We start from the raw sequence: 17024 nt of genomic DNA on the forward strand, positions 1-17024 counted from the left end.
ATAAATAATACAATTTCGAGCGATGAAGTTAATAAATTAATAAAAAACAAATTATTTTATTTAATAAAGTTTTGATTAATAATTAATTAAGGTTTTTAACTAATTTTTTTGAATGAAAAGCTTGCATAATTGGATAATACTTGCGTATATTTGCAACCGAAATAAAGAACGAAACTGTTCAGTATTTTAAATGGCCGAGTGGCGCAACTGAATAGCGCACTTGATTACGGCTCAAGAGGTTACAGGTTTGAATCCTGTCTCGGTCACAAGCTATAACTCATCAAGTAATTGATGAGTTTTTTTATGGCTTTATTTTTTGCATTACCAAACCGTATCAAGTTTAAATGATTGTAATAATTGATTAAAATTTCGTGTATTAATCTTGTCATCGTCTTCATTAAATACTTCGATATTAAATGTGCTATCAGTTTTCAAAGCTGAAAAAGTTCTACCAGAATGTCCGATAAATCCTTCACTTAATTTACTATCAATTAGAGTTTTTAAATAAGTGTTTATTGCTTTTTTATGATTATCGATAAGTTGAATTGTATCATTTCTAATCCATTGATGAAATTCTGGTTCTCCATAAAATTTACCTATTTTATTACAATCTACTTCTGATTTTTTATAATTTAAATAAACATGATTGTCTTTTCCAAAGAATTCTAAAATTTCATCGTGACCGCCCCATTCTCCACATTCATCAAATGATGCAGTGATGTAAAATCGTAGTTTTTCATTTCGTTCACCTAATTGTAGGCTATTAAAAAAACTATTAGATTTATTATGATTCTTTGACTTGTCTTGAGAGCAACCTAATAAAGCGATGATAAAAAATGAGAATATTAGATGTTTCATAGAAAGCTGTTGTAATATTCTAAATATAATAAAAAAGCCATCCCGAAATGGAATGGCTTAAAGAAATTATTTTTTTCTGAAATAAATTTCAATTGGAACCCCTGTAAAGTCAAACTCACGTCTTAAATGGTTTTCAATAAAACGTTTGTAAGGCTCTTTTACATATTGCGGTAAATTCGCGAAAAATGCAAACTGAGGTGTTTTTGTTGGTAACTGTGTTACGTATTTAATCTTGATATACTTTCCTTTGATTGCTGGAGGAGGAGTAATCTCGATAATTGGCAACATAATTTCGTTTAACTTACTTGTACGGATGCGACGAGAACGATTTTCAAATACTTGAATAAAAGTTTCAACCGCTTTGTGTACACGTTGTTTAGTTAATGCAGAGATGAACAAGATTGGAACATCATTGAAAGGAGCTATTCTACGACGAATAGAATCTTCAAATTCTTTCATTGTGTTTGTTTCTTTCTCAACAAGATCCCATTTGTTAATTAAAATTACAACACCTTTTTTGTTTCTTTCTGCTAGGTATAAAATGTTTAAGTCTTGTGCTTCGATTCCTCGAGTTGCATCAATAACTAAAACACAAACATCACATTCTTCAATAGAGCGGATAGAGCGCATTACAGAGTAAAACTCTAAATCTTCACTAACTTTTCCTTTTTTACGCATTCCGGCAGTGTCAACTAAGACAAATTCCTGACCGAATTTATTGTAAAGAGTTTCTATAGAATCACGTGTTGTTCCGGCGATATCTGTAACAATGTTACGTTCTTCACCTAATAATGCGTTGATAAATGTAGATTTCCCTGCATTTGGGCGTCCAACGATAGTTACACGAGGTAATCCTTCGTAAGGATCTTCATATACCACATCTTCGAAACAATCAACAACATCATCTAATAATTCTCCTGTACCCGATCCTGTCATTGCAGAAATCGTGTGCATTTTCTCGATACCTAAGTTGTAAAACTCATATGTATCGTGAATGTTTTTGTTGGTATCGACCTTATTCACAACTAAGAATGTAGGCTTCTTAGTGCGTCTTAAAAGGTTGCCAACTTCCTTATCCATATCCGTTAAACCAGCTTGGTTATCAACCACAAACAAAATAACATTTGCTTCGTCGATTGCTAATTCTACTTGTTTACGAATTTCTTCTTCAAAGGTATCATCTGACCCTACGACATACCCTCCGGTATCGATTACAGTAAATTCTTTACCAACCCATTCTGATTTTCCATAGTGACGGTCGCGTGTAACACCAGAAGTGTCGTCCACGATTGCTTGTCTTTTTTGGATTAAACGGTTGAAGAAAGTAGATTTACCTACGTTTGGTCTTCCTACAATTGCAACTAAATTTGACATTTGGCAAAGGTACATATTTTGATAATTATATTTTATCAAAATATTAAATCCTTTAAATAAATATTTTAAGTGCTATTATATACGCTATCAGCTGATTGAATGGTATATTTGAGTTTAAATTTCTGAAGGTGTCGAATATTATATTATTATTTCTTTGCTTATTTATTGGTGTAGGTATCAGAAGATTACCCAATTTTCCGAAAAATACATATGTAGTTCTTAATCAATTTGTTCTATATATATCACTCCCTGCAATGGCGTTGTTTTATTTACCTGAGATTAAATTGAACTTAGATTTATTGTTTCCTTTATCTGTATCTTATATAGGATTTATTGGTGCAGCAATATTTTTTATAACACTAGGAAAGATATTTAATTGGTCAAAAAAGTTGATTGGATGTTTATTATTAACTGCAGGTTTAGGGAATACTTCTTTTGTTGGAATTCCTATGATACAAGCGCTTTTTGGAGATGAAGGGATTAAAACTTTAATTATTGTGGATATTCCGGGTACAGTAGTAGTGTTATCGAGTTTTGGAATGTTAACCGCGATATCGTGTTCTAGAGGAACAACTAGTTTTAAATCTATCTTATTAAATTTAATAAAATTTCCACCTTTTATAGCGTTTGTAATCGGAGCTTGTATGGTTATAACTGGTTTACATTTTCCTATTGCAATAAAAGATGTTTTATCAAAATTAATGCTTACTGTAAGCCCATTAGCATTGGTTTCAGTAGGTTTTCAGCTACAAATAGAAAAAAGAAGTAAACATTGGAAGTTTTTATTAATTGGGTTATTATATAGTTTAATAATTTGGCCAATAGTATGTTTCTGTCTTTATTGTCTAATTTTTAATCAAAGTGGTTTACCAATTAAGGTTTCTATTATGGAAGCAGCAATGCCGCCTATGATAACAGGCGCTATTATTGCCGTTCAATATGGTTTGAAACCTAAACTGGCAAATATGATGATAGGTATAGGAATTCCAATTTCTTTTATCACAATTGGAATTTGGTATATTTTCTTAGAATGGTATCTAAATTAAATAGAGTTTTTAATACAAAAAAAAGGATTACTTATTAAAGTAATCCTTTTTTTTGTATTAAGCTTTTTTAAGAAGTTTTAGTTGTTCTTTTTCTGCAACAACTTTTCTTAATCCTGAGCTCGAAAAACGGTGATCTCTAGAATTATAATATAACTCAATACCTTTTTCTTCACAGTATGTACGTCCTGTAAAATTCTGATCTTTATATTCAATCCCGATAATACGAACATCAATATCGAATGATTTTAATATATCTTCTAAATCTTGTTCAGTAGCGTAAGGAACAATTTCATCTACGAATCTACATCCTTTAAGTTGAATATATCTTTCTACAACAGTTTGTGTCGGTCTATTTTTTTCAGGACGATCAAGTGTAGGATCAGTTTGTAATCCAACAATTAGATAGTCACATTGTTTTTTTGCATCTTCTAACATTTTTATATGTCCCGCATGGAGTAAATCAAATGCGCTGAAAGTGATACCAATTTTCATAGTTTATTGTAAATAGTTATTTAGTCTTTTAGGTGGTTGGGCTAGTCATTCCCACGGTTATAATCATCTTCAATTCGGAAAATATCATCTTCTCCAAAATAAGTCCCAAATTGAACTTCAATAAATAGTAGAGTTTCATCTCCAATATTTTGAATTCTATGTTTAGCTTGTAAAGGAATATTAACAACTTCTCCAGAAGTATATACAGTGTCAATACCATCTAAAGTTACTTTAGCAGTACCTTTTATAATTGTCCAAACTTCAGCTCTATGCTGATGATATTGATAAGAAAGACGTCCGCCAATATTTACTTCAATACGCTTCACTTTATGTGTGCTTTCATCTTCTAATACATAGTATTTACCCCACGGTCTATTGCCTATCTCCATTGTTATTACAATTTAATATAAGATTTCTTAAAAATCTTCTTATATGCAAGTTAAAGAAAAAAATCCAAAGAAAACTTTTGTATTTAATTTAAAGTTAAAATAAAAAAACCCCAAACTTACGTTTGAGGTTTAAAAGGTGGTGCCTCCAGGAATCGAACCAGGGACACAAGGATTTTCAGTCCTTTGCTCTACCAACTGAGCTAAGGCACCTTCTTATTTGGGACTGCAAATATAAGATATGTTAATTGAATTTTCCTAATTTATTATTAATATTATTTATTTTTTATTTTGTTTTAATTCATATTCTATTGATTTTTAAAGTTATAATTTAAATTATTATATAATTTTTTTTGAATAATAGATAAAATCAAATAGATTTATTGATAAAGTTTTGTATTAATTAAAGATAGAACAGGGAATCAATTAAAGTGTTATAATACATCATTTCAATAAAAAGTGTTTTCTTCGCTTTATAGATTATTAGCACCAATATTATAAAATGAAAATACGATTTATTCAACCTAATGAGAAACAAGAAATAAAAGCATTATTTATCCGAGAATGGAATTCTAATATGATGGTTTCGCGCAGTCATCAACACTTTGTAGAAAATTTAGAATGTGTGATTGCAACTACTGAGGATAAGATAAGTGGAGTTTTAACGTTTAATATCCGGAATAATCAAGCAGAAATTGTATCCTTAGATAGTTTTGAAGAAGGGAAGGGAATCGGAACAAAATTATTAGATTTTGCTTTGAATCACTTTAAAATGCTAGATTTAGAGCGAATTTGGTTGATTACTTCCAATGATAATTGCCATGCGATGCGTTTTTATCAAAAAAGAGATTGGATAATGGTAAATATTCATCTCAATGCAATTGAAGAAGCTCGAAAAATGAAACCTGAAATTCCGTTGATTGGATATGACAATATTCCGATCTTACACGAAATCGAATTTGAATATAATTTATGAAAAATATAATTTTTAAAAAGATTTTCATTACAATCATAATTTTACTAGTTGTGTATATAATGATTGATGCCGTACTCAATTGGGACGAAGCTGTAGCAGCATTTGACCGAGGATATAATAATATGAATCAGATTAATGAACAACGAAGTAAAGAACACTTAAAATGATAAAATCCAATCTTTTGAATCCTAAATCGATTCTAAAAATTATTATTACAGCTCTTTTAGTATATGGAGCAATTTATTTATTTGATCATTATAATGAGTTTATTATTGGTTTTATAGAAGGTTTTAATAAAAAAGATTAAGATGAGAAAAGCCACTTTATAGAAGTGGCTTTATACTTAATACATTTTACTTTTTACAAAGAAAACTATCCAACTTGAACACCATTTGGCGTTTCAGCTTCTGGATTAACGAATGTTAATTTTCCGTCTTCTTTATCCGCGAATAATAACATTCCGTGCGATTCGATTCCACGAATTTTACGAGGCGCTAAGTTTGCTAAAACCATCGCTTGTTTACCAACAACTTCTTCTAATGTAAAGTGTTCTGCAATTCCTGAAACGATTGTACGAACGTCCATTCCTGTATCCACTTTTAATTCGAATAATTTATCAGCTTTTTCTACTTTTTTCGCTTCTAAAATTGTTCCGATACGGATATCCATTTTTTGGAAATCATCAAAAGAAATTAATTCTTTTTGAGGTTCAGCGTTTGGATTCGTCATATTATTTTTTGTTTTACTTTCTTGTAATTTATTGATTTGTGCTTCTACAGCATCATCTTCGATTTTGGCGAAAATTAATTCAGAAGCTCCTAATTGGTGACCTTCAGCCACAAATTCATTCGTTGATTCTAACGTATTCCAGTCGATTTTATCCACTTTCATCATATTTAAAATCTTCTCTGAAGCAAATGGTAAGAATGGCTCAGCTAACTGACCTAATGCAACTGCAATTTGAGTCGCCGCATTCATAATTCCTTTTACTTCTTCAGGATTGTCACCTTTTTTCCAAGGCTCTTGTGCTTGTAAGAATTGGTTTCCTAAACGTGCTAAGTTCATATATTCTGTTAAAGCTGCACGGAATTCGTATTTCTCGATGTGTTCACCAATACGCGTAGCAAATCCTTTGATTTGAGCTACTTCTTCAAATTCAACAGTTTTTGCAGGAACAATTCCTTCATAATATTTGTGCGATAAAACCATCACACGGTTGATGAAGTTTCCTAAAATTCCAACTAACTCAGAGTTATTCTTCGTTTGGAAATCTTTCCATGTAAAGTTATTATCTTTATTTTCAGGCATATTTGCTGCTAATACATAACGCAAAGTATCGGCTTGTCCTGGGAAGTCTTGTAAATATTCGTGTGCCCAAACCGCCCAATTTCTTGAAGTTGAAATCTTATCATCTTCTAAGTTTAAGAACTCGTTTGCAGGTACATTATCTGGCATAATGTAATCTCCATGCGCTTTCATCATCGTTGGGAAAATGATACAGTGGAAAACGATGTTGTCTTTACCGATGAAGTGCACTAATTTTGTATCTTCATTTTGCCAGTAATCTTTCCAATCTTTTCCATTTTTTTCAGCCCATTCTTGAGTGAAAGAGATATATCCAATTGGTGCATCAAACCAAACATACATTACTTTTCCTTCGGCACCTTCTACTGGAACTGGAATTCCCCAGTTTAAATCACGTGTCATTGCACGAGGTTTTAAACCATCGTCTAACCATGATTTTACTTGTCCGTAAACATTCGATTTCCAATCATTTTTATGTCCGTCAATAATCCATTCTTTTAAGAAATCTTGGTATTGATCTAATGGTAAATACCAGTTCTTCGTTTCCTTACGAATTGGCGTATTTCCAGATAAAGCAGAACGAGGATTAACTAATTCTTCTGGGCTTAAAGTTGATCCACATTTTTCACATTGATCACCATAAGCATCAGGATTTTGACATTTAGGACATTCACCACGGATGTATCTATCTGCTAAGAATTCTTTAGCTTCTTCGTCGTAATATTGTTCAGTAACGTCTTCAGTAAATTTTCCGTTTTCGTATAAAGTTTTGAAGAAATCTTGAGCAACTTCTTTATGCTTAACTGAAGTTGTTCGAGAGTAAATATCGAAAGTAACACCAAAATTTTCTAGTGTTGATTTGATATTTTCATGGTAACGGTCTACGATATCTTGTGGAGTAACTCCTTCATTTTTTGCACGAATTGTAATTGGAATACCATGTTCGTCTGATCCACCGATAAAGGCTACATCTTTACCTTTTCTTCTTAAGTAACGCGCAAAGATGTCAGAAGGTACATAAACTCCTGCCATATGCCCGATATGTAATGGTCCGTTTGCGTATGGTAACGCAGCCGTGATTGTATATCTATTTGTCTTACACATTATCTTTATACTTTATCCAACAAAGATACAATTTGCATTTTGTTTGATAGATGGTTTTTTATAAATTTAAAACTGAATAACTATCCCTATGATAAATACCCAAACAGAAGAAGAGATTATAACTAAAGAGTCTATTGACAAAGAATTGCTCGAGAAAGCTATGATTGATGATAAAATACTTGCAATTTTAGATAATATACAATTGATATTAATTGTGATTTTAGTAGGTGTAATGATTTACATTACAATTACCAAGATTAAGCAGTATTTAAAAAATAAAAAACTACAGCAAGAAATGGAAATGGACCAGCAAAAACGTGATTTGATGCGTGATTATAACGAGAAAGAAAATAAAGAAGAATAAAAAAGGCGAACTAAATTTTAGTTCGCCTTTTTATATATGTTTATAATTAATTATTGTTCAATAATTTCTTCTTGAGAATTATCGGGAGCATCTTGATTAATAGATTCTCCAGTACCTTCAATAATATCATTATTATGCGTTTGATTATATTGATGGAATCCCATTAATGAGGAGCAATCCCATCTAGAATCTATATCGCTAGGTTTTTCAAATTTATCACTTGCTAAGACACCAAATGTATTTCCTTTTGCATACACAGATTGCATGTAGTATGCCCATATAGGTAATGCTGTAGCTGCACCTTGTCCCATTGCTGTACCTCCAAAGTGAGCAAATCGATCTTCGGCACCAACCCAAACACCAGTAACTAAGTTAGGTGTTAATCCCATATACCATCCATCAGAGTTTTCATTTGTTGTACCTGTTTTACCAGCAACTTCCGATGTAATTCCATATTTTGTTCTGATCCATGAACCTGTACCACCATCAGAAACACCTTTCATTAAATCAATCATGGTATAAGCAACATATTCGTTTACAACCTCACGTGTAGTAGGTGTATAATCACGAATAACTTTTCCTTGCTTATCCTCAATTCTTAAAATTAACTGTGGTTTGATGTAAATTCCACCATTAGCAAAAGCACTTAATGCTCCAACCATTTCATAAACTGTTAAGTCAGCAGAACCTAATGCAATCGTAGGATCTTTTGTAATTGGAGATTCAACTCCTAAATCACGACACATTTGTATAACAGCATCTTCACCAGTTTGCATGATTAGACGAGCTGCTACAACGTTTGTAGATTGAGCTAAAGCTGTTCTTAAAGATTGAGATCCTCCATATCGTCCATTTGCATTTCTTGGAGACCATTTACCAGGAATACGGTCATTAGATATCGTATGACAAGGTGTTAATCCCAATTGGTTAATTGCTGTAGCATACACAAATGGTTTAAATGTAGATCCAACTTGACGACGTGCTTGTTTTACATGGTCAAATTTGAAATAATCCCAATTAATACCTCCAACCCAAGCTTTAATTGTTCCATCTTTTGGATCCATAGACATTAAACCAGCTTGTAAAATGTGCTTATGATATTCAATAGAATCCATTAAAGATTGATTCTTCATGTATTTAATTCCTTCCCATGTAAAGAATTTTACTGAATCTCGAGGTTTATTAAATTCATCTCTGATTACTTCATCAGATTTGCCTTCTTCTTTCATTTTTTTGTACAAATCTGTTCTACGCATAGATTGTTCAAAAATAGATTGACGCTTCTGAGCAGTTACGTTATAGAATGGTGCTAAACTTCTTCCGCGTTGTTCAGCAAAGAATTTTTCTTGTGTACCTTTCAAATGCTTTTTAACAGCCTCTTCAGCTAATAATTGCATACGAGAATCTAGCGTAACATAAATTTTTAAACCATCTTTATCAAGGTTGTAAGTTTTACCTGTTTCTTTTTCATAATCCACAAGCCAAGTTTCAATTTCCTTTCTAAGAGCTGTTTTAAAATAAGCAGAATAAGTTTCATCTTGTTGAGAAATATACTGTCTATCAGTAACCAAAGGCATATTCTTTAATTGATCTGCTTCTCCTTTAGAAATTTTATTGTACTTAACCATTTGGTCAATTACTAAATTTCTTTTTTGCTTAGAGACTTCAGGGTATTTTAAAGGATTAAAAGCAACTGGATTTTGGAACATAGATACTAACGTGGCTGATTCTAGCACATCAAGATCTTTCGTCGTTTTATTAAAGTAAACTTTTGCCGCAGATTCAATTCCTTTAGCTCCATAGATGAAGTCAAATTTATTAAAATACATCGCAATGATTTCTTCTTTTGTGTATAGTTTTTCTAACTGTACAGAAGTAACCCATTCTTTAATTTTTTGAAAACCACGCATCATTACATTAGATGAAGGATCTTTTGTGTACAGCTGTTTTGCTAACTGTTGGGTAATAGTTGATCCACCACCAGCTTCACCAGCAGAAGTTACTGCACGCATTGCTGCTTTTGCATCTACACCAGCATGTTCAAAGAAACGAATATCTTCCTTAGCGAGTAAAGCATCTACCAAATGAGGAGGTAAATCTTTATAGTCTACAGGTGTTCGTCGTTCAGTTTCAAAACGATCTAATAAAACTCCATCTGAAGATATAATTTCAGATGAAACATAAATATCAGGATTTTCTAAATCACGAACGTTAGGTATTTCACCTAGCCAACCATTAGAAGCAGCCCAAAATGTTCCTGTAATTCCTAAAATTACAGCAAAAAATCCTAACCAAAGAAGAGTAATAACACTTCTAAACAAAGTCTTATTTTTTCTTGGTGTAGTTACTTTTTTTGAATTTTTTTTATTCTCCATGTTATAATTAATCAGCGGTTTGATCAACAATCAAACTGATATCTTCTATTCCTATAAGTTTATCAGATCTCATACCGTGCCATACTTTTAATTTATATGTACCAGTATCTTTAACCTGTAGATTCTCCCTAAAAACAAGTAACATTTCTTTTGTATTCATTCCTTTGCCAATCCAAGTTCCATCAGGATTTGCAATGTAATACTGTAAAGTATCAACCATTTCATTTCCTTTAGGATCAGTAAATTTTGTAAACAAATAAATATTACTGTATTCGTAATCCATATTATTTCTAAAAACAAACCCAAGATTAACCTTAGCTAAAGTAGAATCTTTAACATCAAAAGAATATTCTAAAGGTTTGTTACTTAACCATTTTCCTTTAATATCCTTAGTTTCTTGATGAAAATGTTTAGACTCACAAGATGAGAATAATAATATCAAGATGATAAAAAAACTACTGTTTCGGATTATCTGGCTTTGGTCCACGATTAAATCTTTTTTTGTTTTTGCTTTTAGGTTTTGTTCCTTCTGTTTGAGCTTGATCACCGGCTTGATCAGTGTTCTTAGGTTCAGCATTTTTATTAGGCTGATTTTTCTGAACGGTAGGTTTCTTAGCTAGTGCAGCAGGATTGGTATTTTTAGCTTCAGCATTTTGGTTTTGACCTTGCTGAGGTTTTTGTTGATTCGGATTCTTACGCTGATTCGGATTCTTCTTCTTCGCAGGTAATGGATTTTGTCCTTCAGTCAACGTTTGTGTTTTAACCTCTTGGTTTTGAGGTTTAGCATTTGGATTCTGATTCGGATTTTTCTTTTTGCGTTGATTTGGATTCTGTTTTTTAGGTTGTTGATTCGGATTTCTATCTTTCTCTACAACTTCAACGTTAGTTTGCTTAGCTGCATTAACAGCTGTATTATTATTTGCTTTTGGTTTAGCTTTTACCCTTTTACGTTTGATTTTCTCTTTACGTTCAAAGCGTTCTAAAGAATTTTCTTCAATTACATCTGAAAAATCTGGTATATTTTCGATGATATTTTTAGCTAAATCTTCTAAAGGTTCAGTTTTCTTTCCGTTTTTATTCATTAATAAAAACTCTTGTACATCTTCTATTGGAAATTTGTACCAAACTACACTTCCTCTTTCATATGAAAACCACATTTCTTTTTTGAAAACATCAATTTTCACACATTGAGCAAAACCTTTCTCAGTCTCAAATTTGCTTTCGATTGAAGGGAAATGATTTAATGCATCTAAATATGAATCAAGTTCATAATTTAAACAACATTTTAATTTTCCACATTGTCCAGCTAACTTTTGTGAGTTAATTGATAACTGTTGATAGCGTGCTGCCGCAGTACTTACTGAACGGAAATCTGTTAACCATGTTGAACAGCAAAGTTCTCGTCCACAAGAACCAATTCCTCCAATTTTGGCCGCTTCTTGGCGGAAACCAATTTGTTTCATTTCAATTCTTACGCTAAATTTACTCGCGTATTCCTTGATAAGTTGACGGAAATCAACACGTCCTTCTGCGGTATAGTAAAATGTTACTTTAGCCCCATCACCTTGGTATTCTACATCACAAATCTTCATTTCCAAATCAAGCTTTTTAGCCATGATTCGGGCATCAATCATTGTTTGTTTTTCTTTTTCTCGAAACTCTTGCCAAGTTTCTACATCTTTTTGGTTGGCTTTACGATATACCTTTTTTATATCTTCACCTTCCCAAGAAAGATTTTTCTTTTTCATTTGGATTCTAACCAGTTCTCCGGTAAGTGTAACAATTCCAATATCATGTCCAGGAGTTCCCTCTACAGCGATAATTTCACCGACATTAAGAGAGATCCCATTTTCGTTTTTATAATAGAATTTTCGATCATTTTTAAATCGAACTTCAACGAAATTGAATGGCTCTTGGCCATTTGGTAGTTTCATGTTCGATAACCAATCGAAAACGGATAATTTACCGCATCCATCAGCACCAGTTCCACAGGCACCGTTATTGTTACATCCTTTCGGAAGGCCACTAGTAGAAGTCCCACAAGATCCACATCCCATAGCTTCTTTATTTTTTAAATTGACAACACAAAGGTAAAAAAAAAAAGTTCTGCTTTATGATTTATGTTACGTTAGCAGAACTTCAATCAATTTATCCAAAAACTTCAGTAAATGAGAAGGTTTCAGCTAAACGAATTCCTTTTTCGGTACGCTTTAATGTTGCAAGTTCAAATTCAAAATCATGCTCAAAAAAGAGGATATATTCATTTTCTATAGCTTCATCAAGAAATTTTCCTTTTTCGTCCACTGTAAGTAATGGTCTTGTATCGAATCCTATAACATAAATAAGAGGAATGTTTCCTGTAGTAGGTATAAGATCAGCGATATAGACTATTTTTTTCCCTTTATAAGTAATTATAGGAAGCATTTGTTTTTCTGTGTGTCCGTCTACAAACATTACGTCAAAACCTAAAGGTGTATTTATAATTCTATTTTCACCTTCTTTTGGAAGTGACAACATTTTAAGCTGCCCGCTATCTTGAATAGGTAAAATATTTTCTTTTAAAAATGAAGCTTTTTCGCGTGGATTAGGTTCAGTAGCCCAATTCCAATGTCCCTCATTCGACCAAAATGTTGCATTTTTAAAAGCTGGTTCTAAGAATTCCTTAGAATTATTCCATTGGATTGCTCCTCCACAATGATCAAAATGTAAATGCGTTAAAAATACATCTGTAATATCATCTCTGTGAAAGCCATGTTTAGCCAAAGATTGGTCTAAAGTGACATCTCCAAATAGATAATAAAAAGAAAAGAATTTTTCGTTCTGTTTATTTCCAATCCCCGTATCAATCAAAATCAATCGATCGCCATCTTCAATTAATAAGCAACGCATCGCTAGGTTGATTAAATTGTTTGCATCTGCAGGATTTGTTTTATTCCAAATTGTTTTCGGTACTATTCCAAACATTGCACCTCCATCTAGTTTAAAATAGCCAGTTTCTATTGGGTATAATTTCATTTTTGTGGTTTTAATAGTTTTATTTTAGAAATGATTTTTAAATGGAATCATTTAAAATCATATTATCCAATACAGCGAAGATAAAAAAATAGAATATTTTAAAATAAACATTCATTATTGTATTGAACGACTTAAATTTGTATAAAATTTATATATAAGCAAATGGCTAAAGAAGTTCGTGTAAGATTTGCGCCGAGTCCAACAGGTGCATTACATATTGGAGGAGTACGTACGGCGTTATACAATTATCTTTTCGCAAAGCATCATAATGGTAAATTCTTATTAAGAATTGAGGATACAGATCAAACTCGCTTTGTAGAGGCTGCTGAACAATATATTATTGATTCGTTAAAATGGTTGGGATTAACTCCAGACGAAGGAGTAGGATTTGGAGGAGAATTAGGACCTTACCGTCAGTCTGAACGTAAAGAAATTTATAAAGGTTACGTTGAAGAATTATTAGCGAACGGAAAAGCATATTATGCATTTGATACAGCTGAAGAATTAGATACAGCTCGTGCTAAAGCCGAAGAAAATAAAGAAACATTTATCTACAATTGGTCTACTCGTGGACAATTAAAAAACTCATTATCGCTATCTAAAGAGGAAACGCAAGCTTTGTTGGATGCAAACACACCATACGTAGTTCGATTTATGATTGAAGATACACGTACTGTGTTATTAGATGACATGATTCGTGGTAAAATTTCGATTGATGCATCTACTTTAGATGATAAGGTATTATTTAAATCGGATGGAATGCCAACTTACCACTTAGCAAATATTGTGGATGATCATTTAATGGAAATTACACACGTTATTCGTGGTGAAGAGTGGTTACCATCTATGGCTTTACACGAATTATTATATGATGCATTTGGATGGGAAGCGCCTCGTTTCGCTCACTTACCATTAATCCTTAAGCCAGAAGGTAAGGGAAAATTAAGTAAGCGTGATGGTGATAAACACGGTTTCCCGGTATTCCCAATGGAGTGGAAGACTGAAGAAGGAATTGCAAAAGGATATAAACAAGAAGGCTATTTCCCCGATGCAGTTTTAAATATGTTAGCATTATTAGGATGGAGCTCAGGAACTGATCAAGAAATCTATACGATGGATGAATTGATTGAACAATTTTCTTTAGAAAAAGTTTCTAAATCAGGTGCACGTTTTTCACCAGATAAAGCCGTATGGTTTAATAATCAATATTTACAGCAAAAATCTGCAGAAGAATTATTACCAGCTTTTCAAGAGGTTTTAAAAACTGAAGGGGTTGAACTAAATAATACATTAGATATTCAAGTAATTGAATTATTAAAAGAGCGAGCAAATTTCGTAAAAGATATTTTTGAACAAGGAAAATTCTTTTATACAGCACCAACATCATACGATGAAAAAGCTGCAAAAAAAGCTTGGAAAGATGATTCAAAAGAAATCTTAACGAAATTTATTGAAGTTCTAAATTCAACTGAATTTAATGCTGAAATATTGCACGATGCAATGGCTAATTTTGTAACAGCACAAGAAATAGGTTTTGGTAAAATTGGAATGCCTTTACGTTTAAGTTTAGTAGGAGCATTACAAGGTCCAGATGTCCCAGTAATTATGGCAATGTTAGGAAAAGATGAAACGATAGCTCGTATCAATAAAATTATTGAAACATTAGAAGCTTAATATTTCTCTTTTAATTTAAATAACAAAAGCCCTTGAATATTTCTATTCAAGGGCTTTTTTATAAACTAAAAATAAATAATGAAAAAATTATAAATTGAATTTTAGGGGTTTTAAATTTTCTAATTCATCTGGACTAAAAATTCGATAGTTAATTTTAAAAGTTTTTCCTAACGGAACTTCTAACGAAAATCCTCCAGCACCAATCGCATCACTCACATCAATTTCAAAATGTGCGTGTTTCCAATATTCAAAAAGATCTTTATCTACCCAAAATTCGTAGCCATTAATCGTTCCTATGCATACGTCTTTATAGCGCAAATAATACTCATCTTTCTTGAAACATTGGGGTTGTGTTCCTTCACAGCATCCTCCTGCTTGATAGAACATTAAATCACCGTGTTGTTTTGCAAGTTTATCTATTAAATCTTTTGCTTTTTCTGTAGCATCAATTCTTGAAATCATTTAAATTATATTTTTTCGTGGTTCTGCTACATTTATATAAGATAGCGTAATATTATACGCTATCAAACCTTTATTTTTTTAGACTAAAAGAAGCCCATTTTATTCTTATTGTAAGATACTAACATGTTCTTAGCTTGTCTGTAATGATCTAACATCATTTTATGATTTTCTCGACCAATACCAGATAGTTTGTACCCACCAAATGGTGCTCCTGCAGGATAATTATGATAATTATTTACCCAAACACGACCTGCTTGAATAGCTCTTGGAACTTGGTATAATTGATGAGCATCTCTCGTCCAAACGCCAGCACCTAAACCATAAATTGTATCATTCGCAATTTCAATTGCTTCTGCTTCATCTTTGAAAGTAGTAACAGCCAATACAGGACCAAAAATTTCTTCTTGGAAAACACGCATCTTATTATGACCTTTTAATAAAGTAGGTTTGATGTAATAACCTGATTCGCATTCACCTTGTAATTGATTTGCACCACCACCAGTTAAAACTTCAGCACCTTCTTCTTTCCCTAAATTGATATAACTTAATATTTTATCATATTGAATTTGTGAAGCTTGTGCACCAATCATAGTTTCAGGATCTAATGGATTTCCAGCTTTAATAGCATTTACACGTTCTACGACTCTTTCTAAAAATTTATCAGCTATAGATTCTTGAATTAACAAACGAGAAGGACAAGTACAAATTTCTCCTTGATTTAAGGCGAACAATACAGCACCTTCAATTGCTTTATCCAAGAACTCATCATCATGATCCATTACTGATTCAAAGAATACGTTCGGAGATTTTCCTCCTAATTCTAGTGTAACAGGAATAATATTTTCTGTAGCATATTGCATTACATAACGTCCAGTTGCTGTAGATCCAGTAAAAGCAGCTTTAGAAATTTTAGGATTAGTAACTAATGGTCGACCTAATTCAGAACCAAAACCATTAACGATATTTACCACTCCTGGAGGTAATAAATCTCCAATAATTTCGAATAAATAAAGAATAGAAATTGGCGTAGACTCTGCAGGTTTAAGAACGACACAATTTCCTGCAGCCAAAGCAGGGGCTAATTTCCATATAGCCATTAAAATTGGGAAATTCCAAGGTATAATCTGTGCAATGACTCCCATCGGTTCATATACAATAATAGATACGGTATCTTTATCTAATTCGTTTAGCGAACCCTCTTCAGCACGTATAACTGAAGCAAAATATCTAAAATGATCAATTGCTAAGGGAATATCAGCATTAAGCGTTTCACGAACGGGTTTCCCATTATCATAAGTTTCTACTGCAGCAATATCTTGAAGGGTCTGTTCCATACGATCAGCAATTTTATTTAATAAAATGCTTCTTTCTGTTGGAGAAGTTTTACTCCAAGTCTGGAAAGCTTCATATGCAGCATCAACAGCAAGGGTTAAGTCTTCTTCTGATGAATGAGCAGCTTTTGAAAATACTTTTCCTGTTAAAGGTGTTACAACATCAAAATAATTTCCATTAACTGGTGGCGTAAATTTTCCGTTGATATAATTATCATACTTATCTTTTAGTTGAGGTAAGTTTATTAAGTTTCCCATAATT

The 17024-nt window shown here is 32.3% G+C and carries 17 protein-coding genes and 2 tRNA genes; 7 read left to right on the plus strand and 12 right to left on the minus strand.

Features of this window, described 5'->3' with window-relative positions:
- Positions 1-192: 192 nt before the first annotated feature.
- Positions 193-266: transfer RNA gene (locus IM532_RS09780), tRNA-Arg, on the plus strand.
- A 55-nt stretch (positions 267-321) separates the two neighbouring features.
- Here the strand turns inward: IM532_RS09780 and IM532_RS09785 are convergent.
- Together IM532_RS09785 and der are read right to left on the minus strand one after the other, a co-directional pair.
- Complete coding sequence (locus IM532_RS09785; RefSeq protein WP_194183278.1) at positions 322-858, minus strand: hypothetical protein; 537 nt, start codon at positions 856-858, stop codon at positions 322-324.
- Positions 859-924: 66 nt separating this feature from the next.
- Positions 925-2232: a ribosome biogenesis GTPase Der gene (der, locus tag IM532_RS09790; protein ID WP_194183279.1), complete on the minus strand. Its 1308-nt coding sequence runs from the start codon at positions 2230-2232 to the stop codon at positions 925-927.
- 128 nt (positions 2233-2360) lie between these two features.
- On the opposite strand from der, the gene IM532_RS09795 reads away from it, so the two are divergent.
- Positions 2361-3278 (plus strand): AEC family transporter, encoded by a 918-nt coding sequence (locus IM532_RS09795; protein ID WP_194183280.1) that lies wholly within the window; start codon positions 2361-2363, stop codon positions 3276-3278.
- Between the two features lie 57 nt (positions 3279-3335).
- Here the strand turns inward: IM532_RS09795 and IM532_RS09800 are convergent, their stop codons facing one another.
- From IM532_RS09800 to IM532_RS09810, 3 genes are all read right to left on the minus strand, one after another.
- Positions 3336-3770, minus strand: coding sequence for an adenylyltransferase/cytidyltransferase family protein (locus tag IM532_RS09800; protein WP_194183281.1), 435 nt, complete (start codon positions 3768-3770; stop codon positions 3336-3338).
- A gap of 41 nt (positions 3771-3811) precedes the next feature.
- Positions 3812-4159 carry a phosphomannose isomerase type II C-terminal cupin domain gene (locus IM532_RS09805; protein ID WP_194183282.1) on the minus strand — a complete coding sequence of 116 codons (348 nt, stop codon included), beginning with the start codon at positions 4157-4159 and terminating at the stop codon, positions 3812-3814.
- Positions 4160-4296: 137 nt separating this feature from the next.
- Positions 4297-4369 (minus strand) — tRNA-Phe (locus IM532_RS09810).
- A 289-nt stretch (positions 4370-4658) separates the two neighbouring features.
- On the opposite strand from IM532_RS09810, the gene IM532_RS09815 reads away from it, so the two are divergent.
- Genes IM532_RS09815 through IM532_RS09825 form a run of 3 tightly spaced genes read left to right on the plus strand, consistent with a single transcriptional unit; the run spans position 4659 to position 5439 of the window.
- Positions 4659-5132, plus strand: a complete 474-nt coding sequence (locus IM532_RS09815; protein WP_194183283.1) for a GNAT family N-acetyltransferase — start codon at positions 4659-4661, stop codon at positions 5130-5132.
- Positions 5129-5299 carry a hypothetical protein gene (locus IM532_RS09820; protein WP_194183284.1) on the plus strand — a complete coding sequence of 57 codons (171 nt, stop codon included), beginning with the start codon at positions 5129-5131 and terminating at the stop codon, positions 5297-5299. The genes IM532_RS09815 and IM532_RS09820 overlap by 4 nt, the downstream gene beginning before the upstream one ends.
- Complete coding sequence (locus IM532_RS09825; RefSeq protein WP_194183285.1) at positions 5296-5439, plus strand: hypothetical protein; 144 nt, start codon at positions 5296-5298, stop codon at positions 5437-5439. The genes IM532_RS09820 and IM532_RS09825 overlap by 4 nt, the downstream gene beginning before the upstream one ends.
- 65 nt (positions 5440-5504) lie before the next feature.
- On the opposite strand, the gene metG is transcribed toward IM532_RS09825, so the two are convergent.
- The gene (gene metG, locus IM532_RS09830; RefSeq protein ID WP_194183286.1) at positions 5505-7541 is read right to left on the minus strand and encodes a methionine--tRNA ligase; all 2037 of its coding nucleotides are present in this window, start codon (positions 7539-7541) and stop codon (positions 5505-5507) included.
- An 88-nt stretch (positions 7542-7629) separates the two neighbouring features.
- Between metG and IM532_RS09835 the strand changes: the two genes are divergently transcribed.
- A complete protein-coding gene (locus IM532_RS09835; RefSeq protein WP_194183287.1) occupies positions 7630-7905 on the plus strand; it encodes a hypothetical protein in 276 nt (91 codons plus the stop codon).
- Between the two features lie 50 nt (positions 7906-7955).
- Here the strand turns inward: IM532_RS09835 and IM532_RS09840 are convergent, their stop codons facing one another.
- From IM532_RS09840 to IM532_RS09855, 4 genes are all read right to left on the minus strand, one after another.
- A complete protein-coding gene (locus tag IM532_RS09840) occupies positions 7956-10280 on the minus strand; it encodes a transglycosylase domain-containing protein (RefSeq protein ID WP_194183288.1) in 2325 nt (774 codons plus the stop codon).
- A gap of 7 nt (positions 10281-10287) precedes the next feature.
- Complete coding sequence (locus tag IM532_RS09845) at positions 10288-10722, minus strand: gliding motility lipoprotein GldH (RefSeq protein ID WP_228063706.1); 435 nt, start codon at positions 10720-10722, stop codon at positions 10288-10290.
- A gap of 13 nt (positions 10723-10735) precedes the next feature.
- Positions 10736-12337, minus strand: coding sequence for a regulatory iron-sulfur-containing complex subunit RicT (gene ricT / locus IM532_RS09850; protein WP_228063707.1), 1602 nt, complete (start codon positions 12335-12337; stop codon positions 10736-10738).
- Between the two features lie 91 nt (positions 12338-12428).
- A complete protein-coding gene (locus tag IM532_RS09855) occupies positions 12429-13295 on the minus strand; it encodes an MBL fold metallo-hydrolase (protein ID WP_194183290.1) in 867 nt (288 codons plus the stop codon).
- A 162-nt stretch (positions 13296-13457) separates the two neighbouring features.
- Here IM532_RS09855 and gltX point away from each other — a divergent pair, with 162 nt between their 5' ends.
- Positions 13458-14969 carry a glutamate--tRNA ligase gene (gltX, locus tag IM532_RS09860; protein ID WP_194183291.1) on the plus strand — a complete coding sequence of 504 codons (1512 nt, stop codon included), beginning with the start codon at positions 13458-13460 and terminating at the stop codon, positions 14967-14969.
- A gap of 87 nt (positions 14970-15056) precedes the next feature.
- Here gltX and IM532_RS09865 read toward each other — a convergent pair whose 3' ends face one another.
- Positions 15057-15431 (minus strand): DUF779 domain-containing protein, encoded by a 375-nt coding sequence (locus tag IM532_RS09865; protein ID WP_194183292.1) that lies wholly within the window; start codon positions 15429-15431, stop codon positions 15057-15059.
- Positions 15432-15514: 83 nt separating this feature from the next.
- Positions 15515-17020, minus strand: coding sequence for an aldehyde dehydrogenase family protein (locus IM532_RS09870; protein ID WP_194183293.1), 1506 nt, complete (start codon positions 17018-17020; stop codon positions 15515-15517).
- Between the last annotated feature and the right edge of the window lie 4 nt (positions 17021-17024).

The sequence above is a fragment of the Faecalibacter rhinopitheci genome (assembly GCF_015234135.1).
Taxonomy (GTDB): Bacteria; Bacteroidota; Bacteroidia; order Flavobacteriales; family Weeksellaceae; genus Empedobacter; species Empedobacter rhinopitheci.

Coding starts and splice junctions, on each gene's coding strand:
- IM532_RS09785 (WP_194183278.1), bottom strand. CDS start 858: ATGAAACATCTAATATTCTCATTTTTTATCATCGCTTTATTAGGTTGC.
- der (WP_194183279.1), bottom strand. CDS start 2,232: ATGTCAAATTTAGTTGCAATTGTAGGAAGACCAAACGTAGGTAAATCT.
- IM532_RS09800 (WP_194183281.1), bottom strand. CDS start 3,770: ATGAAAATTGGTATCACTTTCAGCGCATTTGATTTACTCCATGCGGGA.
- IM532_RS09805 (WP_194183282.1), bottom strand. CDS start 4,159: ATGGAGATAGGCAATAGACCGTGGGGTAAATACTATGTATTAGAAGAT.
- IM532_RS09815 (WP_194183283.1), top strand. CDS start 4,659: ATGAAAATACGATTTATTCAACCTAATGAGAAACAAGAAATAAAAGCA.
- IM532_RS09820 (WP_194183284.1), top strand. CDS start 5,129: ATGAAAAATATAATTTTTAAAAAGATTTTCATTACAATCATAATTTTA.
- IM532_RS09825 (WP_194183285.1), top strand. CDS start 5,296: ATGATAAAATCCAATCTTTTGAATCCTAAATCGATTCTAAAAATTATT.
- metG (WP_194183286.1), bottom strand. CDS start 7,541: ATGTGTAAGACAAATAGATATACAATCACGGCTGCGTTACCATACGCA.
- IM532_RS09835 (WP_194183287.1), top strand. CDS start 7,630: ATGATAAATACCCAAACAGAAGAAGAGATTATAACTAAAGAGTCTATT.
- IM532_RS09840 (WP_194183288.1), bottom strand. CDS start 10,280: ATGGAGAATAAAAAAAATTCAAAAAAAGTAACTACACCAAGAAAAAAT.
- ricT (WP_228063707.1), bottom strand. CDS start 12,337: ATGGGATGTGGATCTTGTGGGACTTCTACTAGTGGCCTTCCGAAAGGA.
- IM532_RS09855 (WP_194183290.1), bottom strand. CDS start 13,295: ATGAAATTATACCCAATAGAAACTGGCTATTTTAAACTAGATGGAGGT.
- gltX (WP_194183291.1), top strand. CDS start 13,458: ATGGCTAAAGAAGTTCGTGTAAGATTTGCGCCGAGTCCAACAGGTGCA.
- IM532_RS09865 (WP_194183292.1), bottom strand. CDS start 15,431: ATGATTTCAAGAATTGATGCTACAGAAAAAGCAAAAGATTTAATAGAT.
- IM532_RS09870 (WP_194183293.1), bottom strand. CDS start 17,020: ATGGGAAACTTAATAAACTTACCTCAACTAAAAGATAAGTATGATAAT.